General features: G+C 66.0%; 21 protein-coding genes. 12 read left to right on the plus strand and 9 right to left on the minus strand.

Annotation, left to right across the window (positions count from 1 at the left end; translation table 11 throughout):
* Positions 1-25: 25 nt before the first annotated feature.
* Both GGC64_RS02610 and dut read right to left on the minus strand, forming a co-directional pair.
* The gene (locus tag GGC64_RS02610) at positions 26-766 is read right to left on the minus strand and encodes a DUF3710 domain-containing protein (protein ID WP_192720887.1); all 741 of its coding nucleotides are present in this window, start codon (positions 764-766) and stop codon (positions 26-28) included.
* 1 nt (position 767) lies between these two features.
* Positions 768-1,232 carry a dUTP diphosphatase gene (gene dut / locus GGC64_RS02615; protein ID WP_192720888.1) on the minus strand — a complete coding sequence of 155 codons (465 nt, stop codon included), beginning with the start codon at positions 1,230-1,232 and terminating at the stop codon, positions 768-770.
* A 25-nt stretch (positions 1,233-1,257) separates the two neighbouring features.
* Here dut and GGC64_RS02620 point away from each other — a divergent pair, with 25 nt between their 5' ends.
* Positions 1,258-1,734, plus strand: coding sequence for a DUF3093 domain-containing protein (locus GGC64_RS02620; RefSeq protein WP_192720889.1), 477 nt, complete (start codon positions 1,258-1,260; stop codon positions 1,732-1,734).
* Positions 1,735-1,739: 5 nt separating this feature from the next.
* Here the strand turns inward: GGC64_RS02620 and GGC64_RS02625 are convergent, their stop codons facing one another.
* Entirely contained in the window at positions 1,740-2,042 is a 303-nt protein-coding gene (locus tag GGC64_RS02625; protein ID WP_024445904.1) for a DUF4193 domain-containing protein, read from the minus strand.
* A 166-nt stretch (positions 2,043-2,208) separates the two neighbouring features.
* Here GGC64_RS02625 and cei point away from each other — a divergent pair, with 166 nt between their 5' ends.
* The gene (gene cei / locus GGC64_RS02630) at positions 2,209-2,865 is read left to right on the plus strand and encodes an envelope integrity protein Cei (RefSeq protein WP_192720890.1); all 657 of its coding nucleotides are present in this window, start codon (positions 2,209-2,211) and stop codon (positions 2,863-2,865) included.
* Between the two features lie 34 nt (positions 2,866-2,899).
* Here the strand turns inward: cei and GGC64_RS02635 are convergent, their stop codons facing one another.
* Positions 2,900-3,733 (minus strand): inositol monophosphatase family protein, encoded by an 834-nt coding sequence (locus tag GGC64_RS02635; RefSeq protein WP_192720891.1) that lies wholly within the window; start codon positions 3,731-3,733, stop codon positions 2,900-2,902.
* 129 nt (positions 3,734-3,862) lie between these two features.
* Between GGC64_RS02635 and ppgK the strand changes: the two genes are divergently transcribed.
* The 4 genes from ppgK to GGC64_RS02655 all read left to right on the plus strand — a co-directional run bounded on the left by ppgK (position 3,863) and on the right by GGC64_RS02655 (position 7,986).
* Complete coding sequence (gene ppgK, locus GGC64_RS02640; protein ID WP_192720892.1) at positions 3,863-4,672, plus strand: polyphosphate--glucose phosphotransferase; 810 nt, start codon at positions 3,863-3,865, stop codon at positions 4,670-4,672.
* Between the two features lie 183 nt (positions 4,673-4,855).
* Positions 4,856-6,370, plus strand: a complete 1,515-nt coding sequence (locus GGC64_RS02645; RefSeq protein ID WP_192720893.1) for an RNA polymerase sigma factor — start codon at positions 4,856-4,858, stop codon at positions 6,368-6,370.
* 27 nt (positions 6,371-6,397) lie between these two features.
* Complete coding sequence (locus tag GGC64_RS02650) at positions 6,398-6,832, plus strand: hypothetical protein (RefSeq protein ID WP_192720894.1); 435 nt, start codon at positions 6,398-6,400, stop codon at positions 6,830-6,832.
* A 59-nt stretch (positions 6,833-6,891) separates the two neighbouring features.
* Positions 6,892-7,986 (plus strand): methyltransferase, encoded by a 1,095-nt coding sequence (locus tag GGC64_RS02655; RefSeq protein ID WP_192720895.1) that lies wholly within the window; start codon positions 6,892-6,894, stop codon positions 7,984-7,986.
* On the opposite strand, the gene GGC64_RS02660 is transcribed toward GGC64_RS02655, so the two are convergent.
* Together GGC64_RS02660 and GGC64_RS02665 are read right to left on the minus strand one after the other, a co-directional pair.
* Complete coding sequence (locus GGC64_RS02660; protein WP_192720896.1) at positions 7,987-8,799, minus strand: LLM class F420-dependent oxidoreductase; 813 nt, start codon at positions 8,797-8,799, stop codon at positions 7,987-7,989.
* Between the two features lie 59 nt (positions 8,800-8,858).
* The gene (locus tag GGC64_RS02665) at positions 8,859-9,641 is read right to left on the minus strand and encodes a hypothetical protein (protein WP_192720897.1); all 783 of its coding nucleotides are present in this window, start codon (positions 9,639-9,641) and stop codon (positions 8,859-8,861) included.
* A 79-nt stretch (positions 9,642-9,720) separates the two neighbouring features.
* Here GGC64_RS02665 and GGC64_RS02670 point away from each other — a divergent pair, with 79 nt between their 5' ends.
* Positions 9,721-10,086 (plus strand): RidA family protein, encoded by a 366-nt coding sequence (locus GGC64_RS02670; RefSeq protein ID WP_192720898.1) that lies wholly within the window; start codon positions 9,721-9,723, stop codon positions 10,084-10,086.
* Here GGC64_RS02670 and GGC64_RS02675 read toward each other — a convergent pair.
* Positions 10,083-10,439, minus strand: coding sequence for a DUF952 domain-containing protein (locus tag GGC64_RS02675; RefSeq protein ID WP_192720899.1), 357 nt, complete (start codon positions 10,437-10,439; stop codon positions 10,083-10,085). The genes GGC64_RS02670 and GGC64_RS02675 overlap by 4 nt on opposite strands.
* 131 nt (positions 10,440-10,570) lie before the next feature.
* Here GGC64_RS02675 and GGC64_RS02680 point away from each other — a divergent pair, with 131 nt between their 5' ends.
* Both GGC64_RS02680 and GGC64_RS02685 read left to right on the plus strand, forming a co-directional pair.
* Positions 10,571-10,762, plus strand: coding sequence for a hypothetical protein (locus GGC64_RS02680; protein WP_192720900.1), 192 nt, complete (start codon positions 10,571-10,573; stop codon positions 10,760-10,762).
* Positions 10,763-10,789: 27 nt separating this feature from the next.
* Positions 10,790-11,785 (plus strand): YihY/virulence factor BrkB family protein, encoded by a 996-nt coding sequence (locus GGC64_RS02685; protein WP_192720901.1) that lies wholly within the window; start codon positions 10,790-10,792, stop codon positions 11,783-11,785.
* Here GGC64_RS02685 and GGC64_RS02690 read toward each other — a convergent pair.
* Positions 11,775-12,011: a DUF3039 domain-containing protein gene (locus GGC64_RS02690; RefSeq protein WP_041313890.1), complete on the minus strand. Its 237-nt coding sequence runs from the start codon at positions 12,009-12,011 to the stop codon at positions 11,775-11,777. The genes GGC64_RS02685 and GGC64_RS02690 overlap by 11 nt on opposite strands.
* A gap of 47 nt (positions 12,012-12,058) precedes the next feature.
* Here GGC64_RS02690 and GGC64_RS02695 point away from each other — a divergent pair, with 47 nt between their 5' ends.
* The 3 genes from GGC64_RS02695 to GGC64_RS02705 all read left to right on the plus strand — a co-directional run bounded on the left by GGC64_RS02695 (position 12,059) and on the right by GGC64_RS02705 (position 14,384).
* Positions 12,059-12,478 carry a DUF3099 domain-containing protein gene (locus GGC64_RS02695; protein ID WP_370581951.1) on the plus strand — a complete coding sequence of 140 codons (420 nt, stop codon included), beginning with the start codon at positions 12,059-12,061 and terminating at the stop codon, positions 12,476-12,478.
* Positions 12,479-12,625: 147 nt separating this feature from the next.
* Entirely contained in the window at positions 12,626-13,585 is a 960-nt protein-coding gene (gene sigB, locus GGC64_RS02700) for a sigma-70 family RNA polymerase sigma factor SigB (protein ID WP_192720903.1), read from the plus strand.
* Between the two features lie 109 nt (positions 13,586-13,694).
* Positions 13,695-14,384 (plus strand): metal-dependent transcriptional regulator, encoded by a 690-nt coding sequence (locus tag GGC64_RS02705; RefSeq protein ID WP_192720904.1) that lies wholly within the window; start codon positions 13,695-13,697, stop codon positions 14,382-14,384.
* A gap of 9 nt (positions 14,385-14,393) precedes the next feature.
* On the opposite strand, the gene GGC64_RS02710 is transcribed toward GGC64_RS02705, so the two are convergent.
* Positions 14,394-15,443, minus strand: a complete 1,050-nt coding sequence (locus GGC64_RS02710; RefSeq protein WP_192720905.1) for a DUF4192 domain-containing protein — start codon at positions 15,441-15,443, stop codon at positions 14,394-14,396.
* Between the last annotated feature and the right edge of the window lie 133 nt (positions 15,444-15,576).

Raw genomic sequence — 15,576 nt, forward strand, 5'->3', positions numbered from 1 at the left:
AGCGTGGATTACCGCGCCGAAATCGCTAGCCGCCGGTGATCGTGCGCAGCTGCTGCATGGCCGTCCCGAGCTCGCTGCGGCGCGCCGCGGGCTGCGGGGGCTGCTGCGCAGCCTGCTGGGCCTGTTGCATCTGCTGCTGCGCGGCCTGTTCGGCGGCCGCGCGCAGTTGCGCTGCCATCGGTTCCGGCAGCTGCACCTGCAGCGGAGTGCGAACCGGCAACGGGGTGTCTCCGCGCCGAACGACGGTGTCCGCCAAGGCATTTCGCGCCTCGTCGGTCAGCGCCGCAATCTTGTCCTGCGGGCCGTTGACCACGCACCGGATCATCCAGCGGTAGCCGTCGACACCGATGAACCGCACGACGCCTGCCGGTTGGTCCGGTTCGGGCTTCGATACGCCGATCACCTCGCGACCCCACGGGCCGTCCTCGATGCGGACCTCGGGCACGTCCTTGCGCAGCGAGTCCGCCAGCTCGGTGGCGACTTCCCGCCACAGCCCCGCCGTCTTGGGCGCGGCGTAGGCCGCGATGGTGAACCGGCCGTTGGGCGTCACCACCCACACGGCGCTGGGCACACCCACCTCGGTGAGCTCAACCTGTACCTGACCGGCCTCGGGCATCGGGATCAGGACCGAACCCAGATCCAGCCTGCCAAGTGCCGCTGTCGACGGGTCGTCGAAGTCGTCGACGTCGAACGGGCCGTCGAGTTCTTCGTCGACCGGGTCGCCCGTCAGGTCGTCGTCGGGATCGCTGTGCTTTCCGAATGCCATCTCACAAACTCGCATGTCCGCCGGAGGAACCGTGGCCACCGTCGCCACGGGTTGTGTCGGCCAAGCCGGCCTCGTCGAAAGACGTCACCTCGACCAACTCTGGCAGCTCGACCCGTTGCACAAGCAGTTGGGCGATCCTGTCTCCCCGGTTCACGACGATCGGCGTCTCCGGGTCCAGGTTGATCAATGACACCTTGATCTCACCACGGTAACCGGCGTCGATCGTGCCGGGACTGTTGACGATCGAAAGGCCCACGCGCGCAGCCAAACCCGAACGCGGATGCACGAGCCCGACCATGCCGCGCGGGATGGCGACGGCGATGCCGGTCGGTACCAGCGCCCGCTGACCGGGCGCCAGCTCGACGTCGAGCGCGCTGAACAGGTCGACGCCCGCGTCGCCGTCATGAGCACGGCTGGGCATCGGCAATTCACGATCCAGGCGCACGACCGCCAGAGAAGTGGACACGACGTCAGAGATTACTCTTGGCCGCGTGTCCGACACGCGCGCCACGTCGCAAGCCGTTCGCTACCGCGAACGGTTGGCTGTGCCTTGGTGGTGGTGGCTGCCGGGACTTGGGCTTGCCGGCCTGATCGCGTTCGAAGTCCACATGGGCGTGCCCGCGCTGCCGGCCTGGGTGCCGTTTGCGGTGCTGTTGCCGGTCGCCGCCGTCGTGCTGCTGTGGTTCGGCAAGACCGAGGTGAGCGTTGTCGGCGGGACGGGCGGCACCGAGTTGTGGGTCGGCGCGGCACATCTGCCGGTCACCGCGATCGAACGCTCGGCCGAAGTGCCGAAAACCGCGAAGTCGGCAGCGCTCGGGCGCCAGCTCGACCCGGCCGCCTTCGTCGTACACCGGGCATGGGTAGGTCCCATGGTTCTGCTGATCCTCGACGATCCCGATGATCCGACGCCGTACTGGCTGGTGAGCTGCCGCCATCCCGACCGGGTGCTCGCCGCGCTGCGCGCCTGAGCCGCTCAGGCCGCGCAATCGGTGCAGATCATCACGCCGTTCTTCTCGCTGGCCAGTCGGCTGCGGTGATGCACCAGAAAGCAGCTCGAGCACGTGAACTCGTCGGCCTGCTTCGGGATCACCCGCACAGACAGTTCCTCGCCGGATAGATCGGCGCCGGGCAGCTCAAAAGACTCAGCGGACTCGGACTCGTCGACATCTACGACCGCAGACTGGGCCTCGTTACGCCGCGCCTTCAGTTCCTCCAGCGAATCCTCGGAAACGTCGTCGGTTTCAGTGCGCCTCGGGGCGTCGTAATCGGTAGCCATCTTCCTCGTCCCCTCCGTCAAACCTTGCAGCAGAGCTTTGTACCAGCGTCGAACGCATTCCCCAAACGATTCGTGCCCGTTCTGACACCCGTTACAGTGTGATTTACGTCACAGTGTAGATCCCGCCGCACGAAGGGCCGCTTGTCTTTGGCCTTAGAGTGCAGGCGTGGTCGCGCAAATCACAGACGGTACCGCGTTCGACAAGCGCGGTCGGCCCTTTCGCCGGCGTAATTACCTGCCTGGCATCTTGCTGTTCGTCGCACTCGCGGTGGTGACGCTGCTGGTGTGGGTGATGGCGCTGAGCAGACCGCCCGATGTCCATGAGGCGACCATCTGCAACCCGCCTCCGCCCCCGGCTGACCCGTCCGCCCCGGCGCCGAAGCTGGGCGAACAGGTGACCCGCGCGGACATGACCGACGTGACGCCCGCCAAGCTCTCCGACTCCAAGATTCGCGTGCTCAACGCCAGCGGCCAGGGTGGCCAAGCTGCCGAGGTGGCCGGCGAGCTGCGTGACCTGGGATTCGCCGAACCAGCGGCCGGCAATGACCCCGTGTACACCAACACTCGGCTGCAGTGCATCGGCCAGATCCGCTTCGGTCCGTCCGGGCGCGCCGCCGCAGCGGCGGTGTGGCTCGTGGCGCCCTGCACGGAGCTGTTCCAGGACCAGCGCGGTGACGACACCGTCGACCTGGCGATCGGCACCGAGTTTTCGGAGTTGACCCACAGCGACGACATCGACGCAGTGCTGGCGAGCCTGCGGCCCGACGCCACCCAGCCCGCCGATCCGACACTGCTGAAGAAGATCCACACCGCCACCTGTTGACGTCGAATTGCGCTGGAATCGGCGGGAATTCGCGTTACAAGGCGCCCGAACGACGCAAGGTGTCGGCCAGTGCCTCGGCGATGCCCGGGGCAGCGGCCATGATCCGTCCTGCCGTGCGATCGGCCGCAGGCAATCGCAGCGTCGCGCCGGCCTCCGCCGCGATCAGCGCGCCTGCGGCCCAGTCCCAGACGTGCACGCCGTCCTCGTAGTACGCGTCGAGCGCCCCCGCGGCCACCATGCACAGATCGAGTGCAGCCGAGCCGATCCGTCGCACATCGCGCACGGCAGGCAGTAACCCGGTGAGAATCTCCGCCTGCCGCGCACGCTCCTCGCGGGAGTAGGAAAACCCGGTGCCTACCAACGACATTGACAGCTCCACGGCCGCGCTCGAGCGCAGTGATGTCGCTACCCCGTCGCGCCGCACGTGTGCACCGTGTCCCAACGCCGCGGAGTACAGCAGCCCGGCAGGCACGTTGGCGACGGCTCCGGCCAGCGACACACCGCCGCGCTGCACAGCCACGGACACCGCGTAGTTCTCGATCCCGTAGACGAAGTTGACCGTGCCGTCGATGGGGTCGAGCACCCAGGTCAGGCCGTCGCGACCGGTCGGGCCGCCTTCCTCCTCGCCGAGGATGGCCTCCCCCGGCCGCAGTTCGGCCAGCCGGTCGCGCAGCAGCCGCTCGGTTTCGGTGTCGACGACGGTGACGGGGTCGGTTGGCGTGCTCTTGGCCCGTACCGTGGCGCCGCCGCCCGGCCGGGGACTGCCGAAAACCTCGACGCGCCGCCGGAGGACGAACTCGGCCGCCTCCGTCGCCAGCTGCTCGGCGATCTCGCGCAACAGGACGGGATCGGTGTCGTTTTGCGTCACGGTTCCATCGCAACACATTCCCGTTAATCGGTTGGGCGACTGGGCCCCGCGCGCAACGGGACACGCGAGGTTTCCCGAGCTACTAGTGTGTGGGTCGCGTCGCACCTGCCCGCGTCTGGAGGAGCCCTCATGACCGCCACCGATTCACCCGCCGCGGACCCCAGCACCAACGGCGGCGCGCAACGCCGCGGCTTCGGCATCGACGTCGGCGGCAGCGGCGTCAAGGGCGGCATCGTCGACCTGGACACCGGGCAGCTGATCGGCGAGCGCTTCAAGCTGGAGACCCCGCAACCGGCCACCCCGGAGTCGGTCGCCAAGACGGTCGCCGCAGTCGTCAGGGAGTTCGGGTGGACCGAAAAGCTCGGCGTCACCTATCCCGGCGTGATCACCGACGGGATCGTGCGCACCGCGGCCAACGTCGACAAGCGCTGGCTCGGCGTCAACGTCCGCGAGGCGTTCGCCACCGCGCTCGACGGCCAGCAGGTGACGGTGCTCAACGACGCCGATGCGGCAGGCCTGGCCGAAGAGAAGTTCGGCGCAGGCCGGGACAACTCCGGGGTCATCGTGCTGCTGACATTCGGCACCGGCATCGGCTCGGCGGTGATCCACAACGGCGTACTGCTGCCCAATACCGAGTTCGGCCATCTCGAGGTGGGCGGTAAAGAAGCCGAGCACCGCGCGGCGTCCTCGATCAAGGAGAAAAAGGGCTGGAGCTACGAGCGCTGGACAAAAGAGGTGACCAGCGTCCTCATTGCCATTGAGAACGCAATCTGGCCCGACCTGTTCATCGCCGGCGGCGGAATTTCCCGCAAGGCCGACAAGTGGGTTCCGCTGTTGAAAAACCGCACGCCGGTGGTGGCCGCGGCGCTGCAGAACACCGCAGGCATCGTCGGTGCGGCGATGGCCGCCGACGTCGACGTCACCGCTACTGCCAAGTAGCCAGCGCACCGACGCGCCAAATTTGCCGCTCAACACGGCTGTACCTCACACTGTCGTTACAATGGTCGACGGCGGCCGCATCCCGGATAGCGGCGAGATCAACCGCCAATATTCGACATAGCCGACGCTTTTCGATGGTGCACGACCGTGCCCGTCGGATTTTGCAAGACCGAAAGGGTGTACGTGGCAGCGACAAAGGCACGCCCGGCGACCGATGAGCCGGTGAAGCGCACCGCTACCAAGACCCCCGCCAAGAAGGCTTCCGCGGCGGTGAAGTCAGCCAATGGCTCCGCCCCGGCGAAGCGGGCCACCAAGGCCCCCGCCAAGGCGGCGAAGGCTCCCGCGGCCAAGGCCGTCAAGGCCGCGGCGGCCAAGCAGCCCGCCAAGGCCAAAGCGGACGGTCCTGCTCCCCGCACTCGCGCCAAGAAGGCGACGTCGCCGGAGGGCACTATCGACGAAGACCTCACTGAGGAAGTCGAGGGTGACGACGATCTCGAAGCCGAGCCTGACGTCCTGGAGGACGACGCCGATATCGACCTGGAAGACCTCGAGGTCGACGACGAAACCCCCGACGAGGTAGCCGAAGAGGGCGAGGCCGAAGCGGTCGAAGGCGAAGCCAAGCAGCCCAAGGTCAAACCGGCTGAGAAGGCGGTCGGCGAGGACGACGAGGAGGAGATCGCCGAGCCGAGCGAAAAGGACAAGGCCTCAGGCGATTTCGTTTGGGACGAAGAGGAATCCGAGGCGCTGCGGCAGGCCCGCAAGGATGCCGAACTCACCGCGTCGGCCGACTCGGTGCGCGCCTACCTCAAGCAGATCGGCAAGGTCGCGCTGCTCAACGCCGAGGAAGAGGTGGAGCTCGCCAAGCGGATCGAGGCCGGCCTCTACGCCACGCAGTTGATGTCCGAGCTGACCGAAAAGGGCGAGAAGCTGCCCGCCGCACAGCGCCGCGACATGATGTGGATCTGCCGCGACGGCGACCGCGCCAAGAACCACCTGCTCGAGGCCAACCTGCGTCTGGTGGTGTCGCTGGCCAAGCGCTACACCGGCCGCGGCATGGCGTTCCTCGACCTCATCCAGGAAGGCAACCTCGGCCTGATCCGTGCTGTCGAAAAGTTCGACTACACAAAGGGTTACAAGTTCTCGACGTACGCCACCTGGTGGATCCGGCAGGCGATCACCCGCGCGATGGCCGACCAGGCCCGCACCATCCGTATCCCGGTGCACATGGTCGAGGTGATCAACAAGCTCGGCCGCATTCAGCGTGAACTGCTCCAGGACCTCGGCCGTGAGCCGACGCCGGAAGAGCTGGCCAAGGAAATGGACATCACGCCGGAAAAGGTGCTGGAGATTCAGCAGTACGCGCGTGAGCCCATCTCGCTGGACCAGACCATCGGCGACGAGGGCGACTCGCAGCTCGGCGATTTCATCGAGGACTCCGAGGCGGTCGTCGCGGTCGACGCGGTGAGCTTCACCCTGCTGCAGGATCAGCTGCAGTCGGTGTTGGAGACGCTGTCCGAGCGCGAGGCAGGCGTGGTGCGGCTGCGGTTCGGCCTCACCGACGGACAGCCCCGCACGCTCGACGAGATCGGCCAGGTCTACGGGGTCACCCGCGAGCGCATCCGCCAGATCGAGTCCAAGACGATGTCAAAGTTGCGCCACCCCAGCCGTTCTCAGGTGCTGCGCGACTACCTGGACTAGGTCATTCGCGTTTCACTGCCCGGCGGCATGACGGTCGTCGCGGCCGCCGGTCTTCTGATCGTCGGCCTGACCGGCTGCTCGTCTGCGCACGCGCCCAGTCACGCCGACACGCTGAAGGCGTGGCGAACTCACGCGCAGCCGTCGATCGACAGAATGAACGACGCGATGACGTGGTTCGAGGGCGCGGTGAAAAGCTCCGATTACACCGGCGCGCTTGACGCGTGTCGCGCATTCGCCGGCGGGGTGGACAGTCTGGAGCGGCAATTGCCGACACCCGACGACGACGTGACGGCCGTGCTGAAGGAAGCGGTCAGCCACTTCCGTGACTTCGACCGCGAGTGTGTGACGGTCAATGCGCAGATGACCCAGGACCAAGCCAACGTCGTGGTGTCCTACCGGGACAAGGGAATCGAGCGGATCAAGACGGCCGTCGACATGATGGATCGCATCGAAGCGCAGTAACTCGAACACACCGCTGACCGGTCGAAGCTGTGCGGTTGCTGAACAGGTAAGGTCTCGCCGTGCCTGAAAAGCCCCCGCTGATTCCGCCGCCTGCGCTTGTCCGAGTGATCAACACCGTGCGCGCCGGCGCGCAACGCGTCAGCCGTGCCCTCGCACCCGGCGGCGTCAACATTCTCGAGTTGCTGACCGGTGCCTGGACCGCACAGTCGCTCTACGTCGCGGTCAAACTCGGCATCCCCGACGAGCTGGCCAAGGGGCCCCTTTCGGCTAACGAGGTAGCCCGCCGCGTCGGCGCGGACCCGAGCGCGGTCTACCGGTTGATGCGTGCGCTGGCGTCGCGTGGCGTGCTGCGCCAGCGCCGGAACAACACATTCAAACTCACGTCGATCGGCAAGGCGTTGCGGACCGGCACCCCGGGGTCGGTGCGTGACTTCGCGTTGTTCCTCGGTCATCCGCTGCGCTGGGAGGACTGGGGCAACCTGCTGTACTCGGTGCAGACCGGGAAGCCGTCGGTGGACATGCTGCGCGGCATGCCGTTTTTCGAGTACGTCGAGACCGACGCCGACCTGGCCGATGCGTTCAACAACGCGATGACGGCAGGCAGCGAATTCGCCATCTACGCGGTGCTGGCCGCCTACGACTTCACCGGCTTCCGCAGGATCATCGACGTCGGGGGCGGGCACGGCAGGCTGCTCTCGATGATCCTGGCGAAGGCGGAGGCCGCGCGCGGGGTCCTCTACGACCTGCCTGCCGTGGTCGACGGCGCGGGCCCGGAATTGACGAAAGCCGGTGTGGCCGCCCGCTGCGAGGTCCTCGGCGGCTCCTTCTTCGACTCAGTCCCCGAAGCCGGTGACGCGTACCTGATGAAGGCGATCCTGCACGACTGGGACGACGACGACGCGCTGAGGATCCTCAACAACATCCGGTCGGCGATATCCCCCGGCGGCAAGCTGGTGCTGCTGGAAAGTGTTCTGCCCGAACGGTCTTCATCGGACATCGGTCTGCTGATCGACCTCGAGATGCTGGTGGCCGTCGGCGGCAAGGAACGCACTCACACCGAGTGGGCGAACCTGTTGAGCCGGGCCGGTTTCCGGCTGAACAGGGTCGTCCGCACCGCGACGCCGGTGTCGATCATCGAGGCTGTCCCGGTCTGATCAGCTCCGCGAATCACGCCACGCCAGAGCCTCTTTCAGCTCTGTGAGGTCATAGCCGTCGCTGGCCAGTGCCGACACTTGAAACATCGTCACCCCGGCGTCGGCGAAGCGCTGAGCGTCATCGGGGTTCGTCCACGCCACCGCTCGCTCGATTTCCCGCTCGTCACGGCCGATCCGTTGGGCGTGGTCGACGACGATGTCGTTCTTGCGGAGAAAGGTCTCCACGTCGGCGTGCACGTGCCAGATGTCGGCGAATCGCGCGACGGTGGGCAGCGTCTTGCGCTCGCCTCCCCCGCCGATGAGGATCGGGATCTTGCGCACCGGCGGTGGCAGGAGCTTGGGCAACCGGTTCTCGATGCGCTCCAAGGCGTCGACGAACACCGCGTGGCGTGATGCGACAGTGCCGAACTCGTAGCCGTACTCGGTGTAGTCGGGCTCATACCAGCCTGCGCCGAGTCCGAGGATCAAGCGTCCACCGCTGATGTGGTCGACGGTGCGGGCCATGTCGGCCACCAGATCGGGATTGCGAAACCCGGCACCCGCGACCAACAGCCCGATCTCGGCTCTGCTCGTGATTTCGGCCCACGAGGCAAGTGCCGTCCAACTCTCGAAATTCGGCAGCGGCGGATGGTCCTCGTCGACGACTGGCCGACCGTCGACGATGCCCGTGATCGCCGGCACGACGAAGTGGTCATAGCCGAGCAGGACGTCGACGCCGGCGTCCTCGGCGCGCAACACAGTGTCGCGCCACGCGGCGTAGTTCGGAGTGCCTCCCGGTGGGATCTGAACGGAGATGCGGATCGGTCTGGTCATGGCCTGTCCGACCTCGCGGTCGCGAAAATTATTCCGTTGCGGCGTGTCTGGGAATCTGCTCAGCGTTTCTTGTCGCGCACCTTGTACGTCGACGGCCACGACTCCCTGGTCTCGTCGCCGACCAACGGGACGCCCTTGCTGCCGATCCTGATGTCGTACGGCTCCTTGCCGGGGCCGACTTCGCGGGTGGCGTGTTCGGTCGCCAGATAGATCAACTGGTCGATCTCGGCCTCGGCGAACGCGACAAAGGTGGTCTTGCGCACGATGTCCTCGGGTGGCGGGGCCATCCTCTCTGGCAGGATCCGCGATGCCAGGGCCGCAGCGCCGAGCAACGAGAACGGGACAACCCAGTAGCAGACGAACGACAGCGGGGTCTTGGTGTCGAGGATGGTGGCGTCGCCCTGAACGATGGGCGGGATGACCGAGGACACCGTCATGCCTGCGAACGCCGCGATCCAGATCCACGTCAAAAGCGAGGTGATCTTCTTGAAGAGGTCGCTTTCCACCACCTCCTTGGGTTGGTCCGCTTCGGCGATCTCGCGCACGAATGGCCTGCCGACAAGCGCGCTGATCAACGCGACGAGAAAGATTCCGGCGTTGCTGAGCGGCTGTATCCAGCGCTCCATGAAGGACTGATTCAGCGTGAACGTCAGCGCTGCCAGAATCAAAAACGTTGCAATCGCGCCGATTTCGAGCGTGCGGCCGGGCGCTCCCCTGACCCGTCCGATCACGAAGGACAGCACCGCCACCGCGAGCGCGACCAAGACCGCCGTCGCGAACGGAACATTGCCGACAAGGACCCAATAGACGATCCACGGTGCGAAACCCAACAGAATGCCCACGGAGGGCAGTCTAAGTTGTCAGTCAACGGCCGAACTGTAAACCTCTTGCACGGCAGGTACCTGCCGCTAGTTTGAACTGATGACGCAGCGCCGCATGGTGTCTTCAGGCTCGGAGTATGAGTCTCTGGTCGGCTACTCGCGCGCGGTCCGGACCGGCCCGCTGATCGCGGTGGCAGGGACAACGGGCGCGGGCGACGACGTCGCGGCTCAAGCACGGGATGCGTTGCGCCGCATAGAAATTGCGCTGCATGAGGCGGGCGGTTCGTTGGCCGATGTCGTGCGTACCCGCATGTACGTCACCGACATCTCGTTGTGGCAGGAAGTCGGCGCGGTGCACGCCGAGGTGTTCGGCGAAATCCGGCCGGTTTCCACCATGGTGGAAGTGTCCGCGCTCATCGCGCCCGAGCTGCTCGTCGAGATCGAGGTCGACGCCTACATCGCCTAGGGCAGCTCGGCGAACCGGCCCCGCTCGTCGGGCAGGTAGGGCGTGACGTTTATCACAGCATTTACGGGCAATGCCCCATACAAATGCGGGAACAACATGGCATCGGGATCGGAGGGAACACCGGGTTCCCATCGGACAGGAGCGGTCAGTTGTGCGGGATCGATTCGCAGCAGCACAAGATCGGTTCGCCCGGCGTAGAGCCGGTTGGCCGGCAAATGAACCTGCTCAGGCATCGACAGGTGAACGAAGCCGTTCGCTTGCAGCGAATCGGGCCGGTGTTCGCCCGCGGCCAGGGCCGAGCGCCATTCGTCGTTGCTGCACAGATGGACCAGGACAGTCGGGCGTTGACGCATACCGCCAGCCTGCACCCGCTGCAAATCGGCGCAAGCGTGAGACACGACACACCCGTAAACGGCCGGGGAACAAGGCCGGAACCGAAAACGTCTGAGACAGTGGATGTACGCGAATCATTACGGAGGTCGCCATGAACGCAACGCTCACCAGTCCCGAACTAACCAGGGCTGACCGCTGCGATCGCTGCGGGGCGGCCGCACGTGTACGCGCGAAGCTGCCTTCGGGAGCGGAGTTGCTGTTTTGCCAGCATCACGCCAACGAGCACGAGACCAAGTTGGTCGAACTCGCCGCGGTCATCGAAGTCAGTCCGCTGGAGCCGTAACACCGAATAGGCAATGCTGGTCTGGTCATGACTGACCAGTCCGAGCCTCTCCCGGTGCCGCCGTCGCGTCACCACGTCTGGCACATCGCGCGGCGCACATTGGCAAAAAGCTGGGACGATTCGATCTTTTCGGAGTCCGCGCAAGCGGCATTCTGGTGCGCGCTGTCGCTGCCGCCCCTGCTGTTGGGGATGCTGGGCAGCCTGGCCTACATCGCGCCGTTGTTCGGTCCAGACACCCTGCCGACGATCCAGGAGCAGTTCATCAGCACGGCCGGGCGGTTTTTCTCGCCCAACGTCGTCAACGAGATCATCGCGCCGACGGTCCGAGACATCGTCAGAGGTGCCCGCGGCGAGGTGGTGTCGGTGGGCTTCGTGATCTCGCTGTGGGCCGGTTCCTCGGCGATCTCGGCCTTCGTCGACTCGATCACCGAGGCGCACGACCAGACTCCGCTGCGCCACCCGGTGCGTCAGCGTTTCTACGCGCTGGGCCTGTATGTGGTGATGCTCGTCGGGGCGATCGTGACGGCGCCGCTGCTCGCGCTTGGACCGCGCAAGATCGCCGAGTACCTCCCGGACAGCTGGGACAACGTGCTGGCCTACGGCTATTACCCGGTGCTGATCGTGAGCCTGACCGTGGCGATGAACGTCCTCTACCGAGTGTCGCTGCCCAAACCACTTCCGTCGCACCGGCTTTTGATCGGCTCGGTGCTCGCGACCGCCGTGTTCCTGATCGCCACGTTCGGACTTCGTCTCTATCTGACGTGGATCACCAGCACCGGCTACACCTACGGCGCGCTCGCGACGCCCATCGCGTTCTTGTTGTTCGCGTTCTTCCTCGGGTTCGCGATCATGATCGGCGCCGAGTTGAACGCCGCGATCCAAGAGGAATGGCCTGCCCCGGTCACCCACGCCAAGCGGTTCCGCTGGTGGCTCGAGGAGAAGGCCGAGTCATTCAACGGATCCGGCCCGATGCCCACCCAGCCGGCGACGGCGACGACGGCCGACCCGGAAGCTACTTCTTGAGCTTCTCGTAGATCCGCTTGCACTCCGGGCACACGGGCGAGCCCGGCTTGGCGGCACGGGTCACCGGAAACACCTCGCCACAGAGCGCGACGACGTGCGTACCCATGACGGCGCTTTCGGCGATCTTGTCTTTCTTCACATAGTGGAAGTACTTCGGGGTATCGCTGTCAGTCCCGTCGTCGACGCGTTCGTCGGTGTCGGTGCGCTCGATCGTCTGGGTTCGCATGTTCCCATTTTGCCTGTAAGAAATCCGACTCGTACAGCGGATCACGAGTGTGGAACAGTGGAGCTATGAAACAAGGCCCAGAGCTGAGTTTCGACGACGACGGTCGGCCCGTTCTGATCACCGCCGCCGCGCCTTCCTACGAAGTCCAGCACCGCGCGCGGGTACGCAAGTACCTGACGCTGATGTTCTGGCGCGTTCCCGCACTGATCTTCGCCGCCGTCGCGTACGGCATCTGGCAGAACGGTCTCATCTCACTGGCGATCCTTCTGGTCTCGGTCCCGCTGCCCTGGATGGCGGTGCTGATCGCCAACGATCGCCCACCGCGGCGGGCCGAGGAACCGCGGCGCTACGACACAGCGCGCCGGATACCGCTGTTTCCGACGGCCGAGCGGCCCGCCCTCGAGCGCGGCACCCGGCCCGCGCCGCAAGCGGACGAGGGCGATTCGCCGCGCGATGTTCCCAGCTGAGAAAGTTCTGGCTCTATTCTCAGGAGAATTTCAGGTCGGGCCCGAATAACCGCTGATCAGAAGGTGTGAACCGGGCGACGGGTGGGAACTCTTAGCGGCACGTGGGCGTTGTAGCTCATGACAGTTCGACCCGATCAGGAGGCCGTCATGGCAAATGCCACCACCGCACGCATCGACTCCGACCTGGACGCCCAAAGTCCGGCCGCTGACCTGGTGCGCGTGTACTTGAACGGCATTGGCAAAACGGCCTTGCTCAATGCCGCCGATGAGGTCGAACTCGCAAAGCGCATTGAGGCGGGCCTTTACGCGGCACATCTGCTCGAGACGCGGAAGCGCTTGGGCGAGAACCGCAAACGTGATCTTGCTGCCGTCGTCCGCGACGGTGAGGCCGCTCGCCGCCATCTGCTGGAGGCGAATCTGCGACTGGTGGTGTCGCTGGCGAAGCGCTACACCGGTCGCGGGATGCCGTTGCTGGACCTGATTCAGGAAGGCAACCTCGGCCTGATTCGCGCGATGGAGAAGTTCGACTACGCCAAGGGATTCAAGTTCTCGACGTACGCCACGTGGTGGATTCGCCAGGCGATCACCCGCGGCATGGCCGACCAAAGCCGCACCATCCGGTTGCCCGTGCACCTCGTCGAGCAGGTGAACAAGCTCGCGCGGATCAAGCGCGAGATGCACCAGAACCTCGGCCGTGAGGCCACCGACGAGGAACTGGCTGCCGAATCGGGCATTCCCGCCGAGAAGATCGCCGATCTGCTCGAGCACAGCCGCGATCCGGTGAGCCTGGACATGCCCGTCGGCAGCGACGAGGAAGCCCCGCTTGGCGACTTCATCGAGGACGCCGAGGCGATGTCTGCCGAGAACGCGGTGATCTCCGAGCTGCTGCACACGGATATCCGCCACGTGCTGGCGACGCTGGACGAGCGCGAGCAGCAGGTCATTCGGCTGCGGTTCGGCCTCGACGACGGCCAGCCACGCACCCTCGACCAGATCGGCAAGCTGTTCGGGTTGTCCCGGGAGCGGGTGCGCCAGATCGAGCGCGAGGTGATGGCCAAGCTGCGCAATGGCGAGCGCGCCGATCGGCTGCGGTCCTACGCCAGCTAGCTACTGACCAAACGACCCCGCCGGACCCCCCGCCGGCGGGGTCGTTGCCGTGTGCGACTCAGTTTTCCCAGCTTGACCGGTAGACTCTGGCGTGACGGAGGGTTGCCTAATGAACGATCTTGTCGATACCACCGAGATGTACTTGCGTACCATCTACGACCTCGAAGAAGAGGGCGTAGTACCCCTGCGTGCGCGCATCGCGGAGCGCCTCGAGCAGAGTGGCCCGACCGTCAGCCAGACCGTGTCGCGGATGGAGCGAGACGGGCTGCTGCATGTCGCCGGTGACCGTCATCTAGAGCTCACCGACAAGGGCCGCTCGCTGGCCATCTCCGTCATGCGCAAGCACCGGCTCGCCGAGCGGCTGTTGGTCGACGTGATCGGACTGCCGTGGGAGGAAGTGCACGCCGAGGCCTGCCGCTGGGAGCACGTGATGAGCGAAGACGTCGAGCGCAGGCTCGTTCAGGTGCTCAACAACCCCACCACCTCTCCGTTCGGCAACCCCATTCCCGGTCTTTCCGAACTCGGTGTCGACGACTTGGGCAACGATGCCGTGAACCTGGTGCGGCTCACCGAACTGCCCTCCGGGATGCCGGTGGCCGTAGTAGTGCGACAGCTCACCGAACACGTCCAGGGCGACACCGAACTGATCTCGAGGCTCAAGGACGCCGGCGTCGTGCCGAATGCCAGGGTGACCGTTGAGGTCAACGACCACGGCGGGGTCATGATCGTGATCCCCGGCCACGAGCAGGTCGAGCTTCCCCACCACATGGCACACGCCGTGAAGGTCGAAAAGGTCTGACCCACAACGTCATCCGGCGCGCCGTCCGAACGTGCGCACCTGAGGTAACTGCACACCGAGCCGATCGGCCAGCCGGTAACCCGTGAGCGCCAGATCGCGAATCTTCTCGGGTCGAAGGCCCGACTGCAGCGCCGTGTCGAGCATGCCGGCCATGCGATGTGTCGGGTCGACGCGCAGCGCGGCTTCCAGCGACACGCCCGCCAGCGGGCCGTCGCCGCGCGCGTAGGCCGAGAACGCCAGCAGCACCAGAGCCTCGACCCGCCACGGCTCCGGCAGAGTGCGCGACAACAGCGCCCACAGCCCCTCGGCTTGTCCGGCGTTCACACCGATCGCCAGCCCGTAGAGCGTGTCGCGAACCCGAAGATCGGTCAGCGCCAACGCCAGCCGGGATACTTCGTCGTCATCGAGGTCGACGCCGGTGGCGACACGTGAGGCAGCCGCGATGGCCGCCTCGACGTCGGCCCGTGCCGCCTCGTCTGGGCGTCCGGCAACATCCGCTGCGTCGTTTCCGATGACCTGCGCGAGCGCCGCGGCTCGGCCGGGATCGACCACCTCGATGACTTCCTGCAGCTCAGCACGCCGGGCATACAGCCTGCGGCCGTCGAGGACCGCGGCCATAGCGAGCGGCGAGGCCGACGGGTCGTCGACGGTGCCCGCGTTGCCGCACCCGTCCGCGCAGTGCCACCGCCCGCCTGCGGCGACGCGGTCGACCACGTGCGCGGCGAGTAGCTCGATGCCGCGGTTGGCCAGCGCTGCCGTCAGATCCTCGGCCAGCTCGCGGTACTCGTCGCTGCACATCCGGCAGCCGAAGCCGTCCTCATCGATCACCACCGCGATCGCCGAATCAGGTTTGGCTGCGGCCGCGACGTCGGCGATGTGCGCGAGAGAGTGCGGCAATTCCTCTGAAAGGTCAACGCGCATAACGCATCCCATCTCGCCGCCGGCGACGGTCACGAGCACGAGGGATTTCTCAGGCACGAAGCCGAGTACGGCGGGTAAGGCCGCGATCAGCACGCCGGGCCGGTTGAGGTGAAAGTCGGATGATTGCGATGTCGTCATGCCCACAAGGTCGCAACGCGCACCGCCGGATTTCGTGATGCGGCGCCTCATCCGCGGGCACCTGTGGATGAGTTCGCGGCTGGGGACAACCGAAGGCGCCGATGCTAGAGGCAAATATTCACGCGCCGTTGAC

This window comes from Mycobacterium sp. OAS707 (genome assembly GCF_014873705.1).
Taxonomy (GTDB): domain Bacteria; phylum Actinomycetota; class Actinomycetes; order Mycobacteriales; family Mycobacteriaceae; genus Mycobacterium.

Coding starts and splice junctions, on each gene's coding strand:
- GGC64_RS02680 (WP_192720900.1), top strand. CDS start 10,571: ATGAACGCAACGCTCACCAGTCCCGAACTAACCAGGGCTGACCGCTGC.
- GGC64_RS02610 (WP_192720887.1), bottom strand. CDS start 766: ATGGCATTCGGAAAGCACAGCGATCCCGACGACGACCTGACGGGCGAC.
- sigB (WP_192720903.1), top strand. CDS start 12,626: ATGGCAAATGCCACCACCGCACGCATCGACTCCGACCTGGACGCCCAA.
- GGC64_RS02705 (WP_192720904.1), top strand. CDS start 13,695: ATGAACGATCTTGTCGATACCACCGAGATGTACTTGCGTACCATCTAC.
- GGC64_RS02710 (WP_192720905.1), bottom strand. CDS start 15,443: ATGACGACATCGCAATCATCCGACTTTCACCTCAACCGGCCCGGCGTG.
- ppgK (WP_192720892.1), top strand. CDS start 3,863: ATGACCGCCACCGATTCACCCGCCGCGGACCCCAGCACCAACGGCGGC.
- GGC64_RS02685 (WP_192720901.1), top strand. CDS start 10,790: ATGACTGACCAGTCCGAGCCTCTCCCGGTGCCGCCGTCGCGTCACCAC.
- GGC64_RS02660 (WP_192720896.1), bottom strand. CDS start 8,799: ATGACCAGACCGATCCGCATCTCCGTTCAGATCCCACCGGGAGGCACT.
- GGC64_RS02625 (WP_024445904.1), bottom strand. CDS start 2,042: ATGGCTACCGATTACGACGCCCCGAGGCGCACTGAAACCGACGACGTT.
- GGC64_RS02690 (WP_041313890.1), bottom strand. CDS start 12,011: ATGCGAACCCAGACGATCGAGCGCACCGACACCGACGAACGCGTCGAC.
- GGC64_RS02675 (WP_192720899.1), bottom strand. CDS start 10,439: ATGCGTCAACGCCCGACTGTCCTGGTCCATCTGTGCAGCAACGACGAA.
- GGC64_RS02670 (WP_192720898.1), top strand. CDS start 9,721: ATGACGCAGCGCCGCATGGTGTCTTCAGGCTCGGAGTATGAGTCTCTG.
- GGC64_RS02650 (WP_192720894.1), top strand. CDS start 6,398: ATGACGGTCGTCGCGGCCGCCGGTCTTCTGATCGTCGGCCTGACCGGC.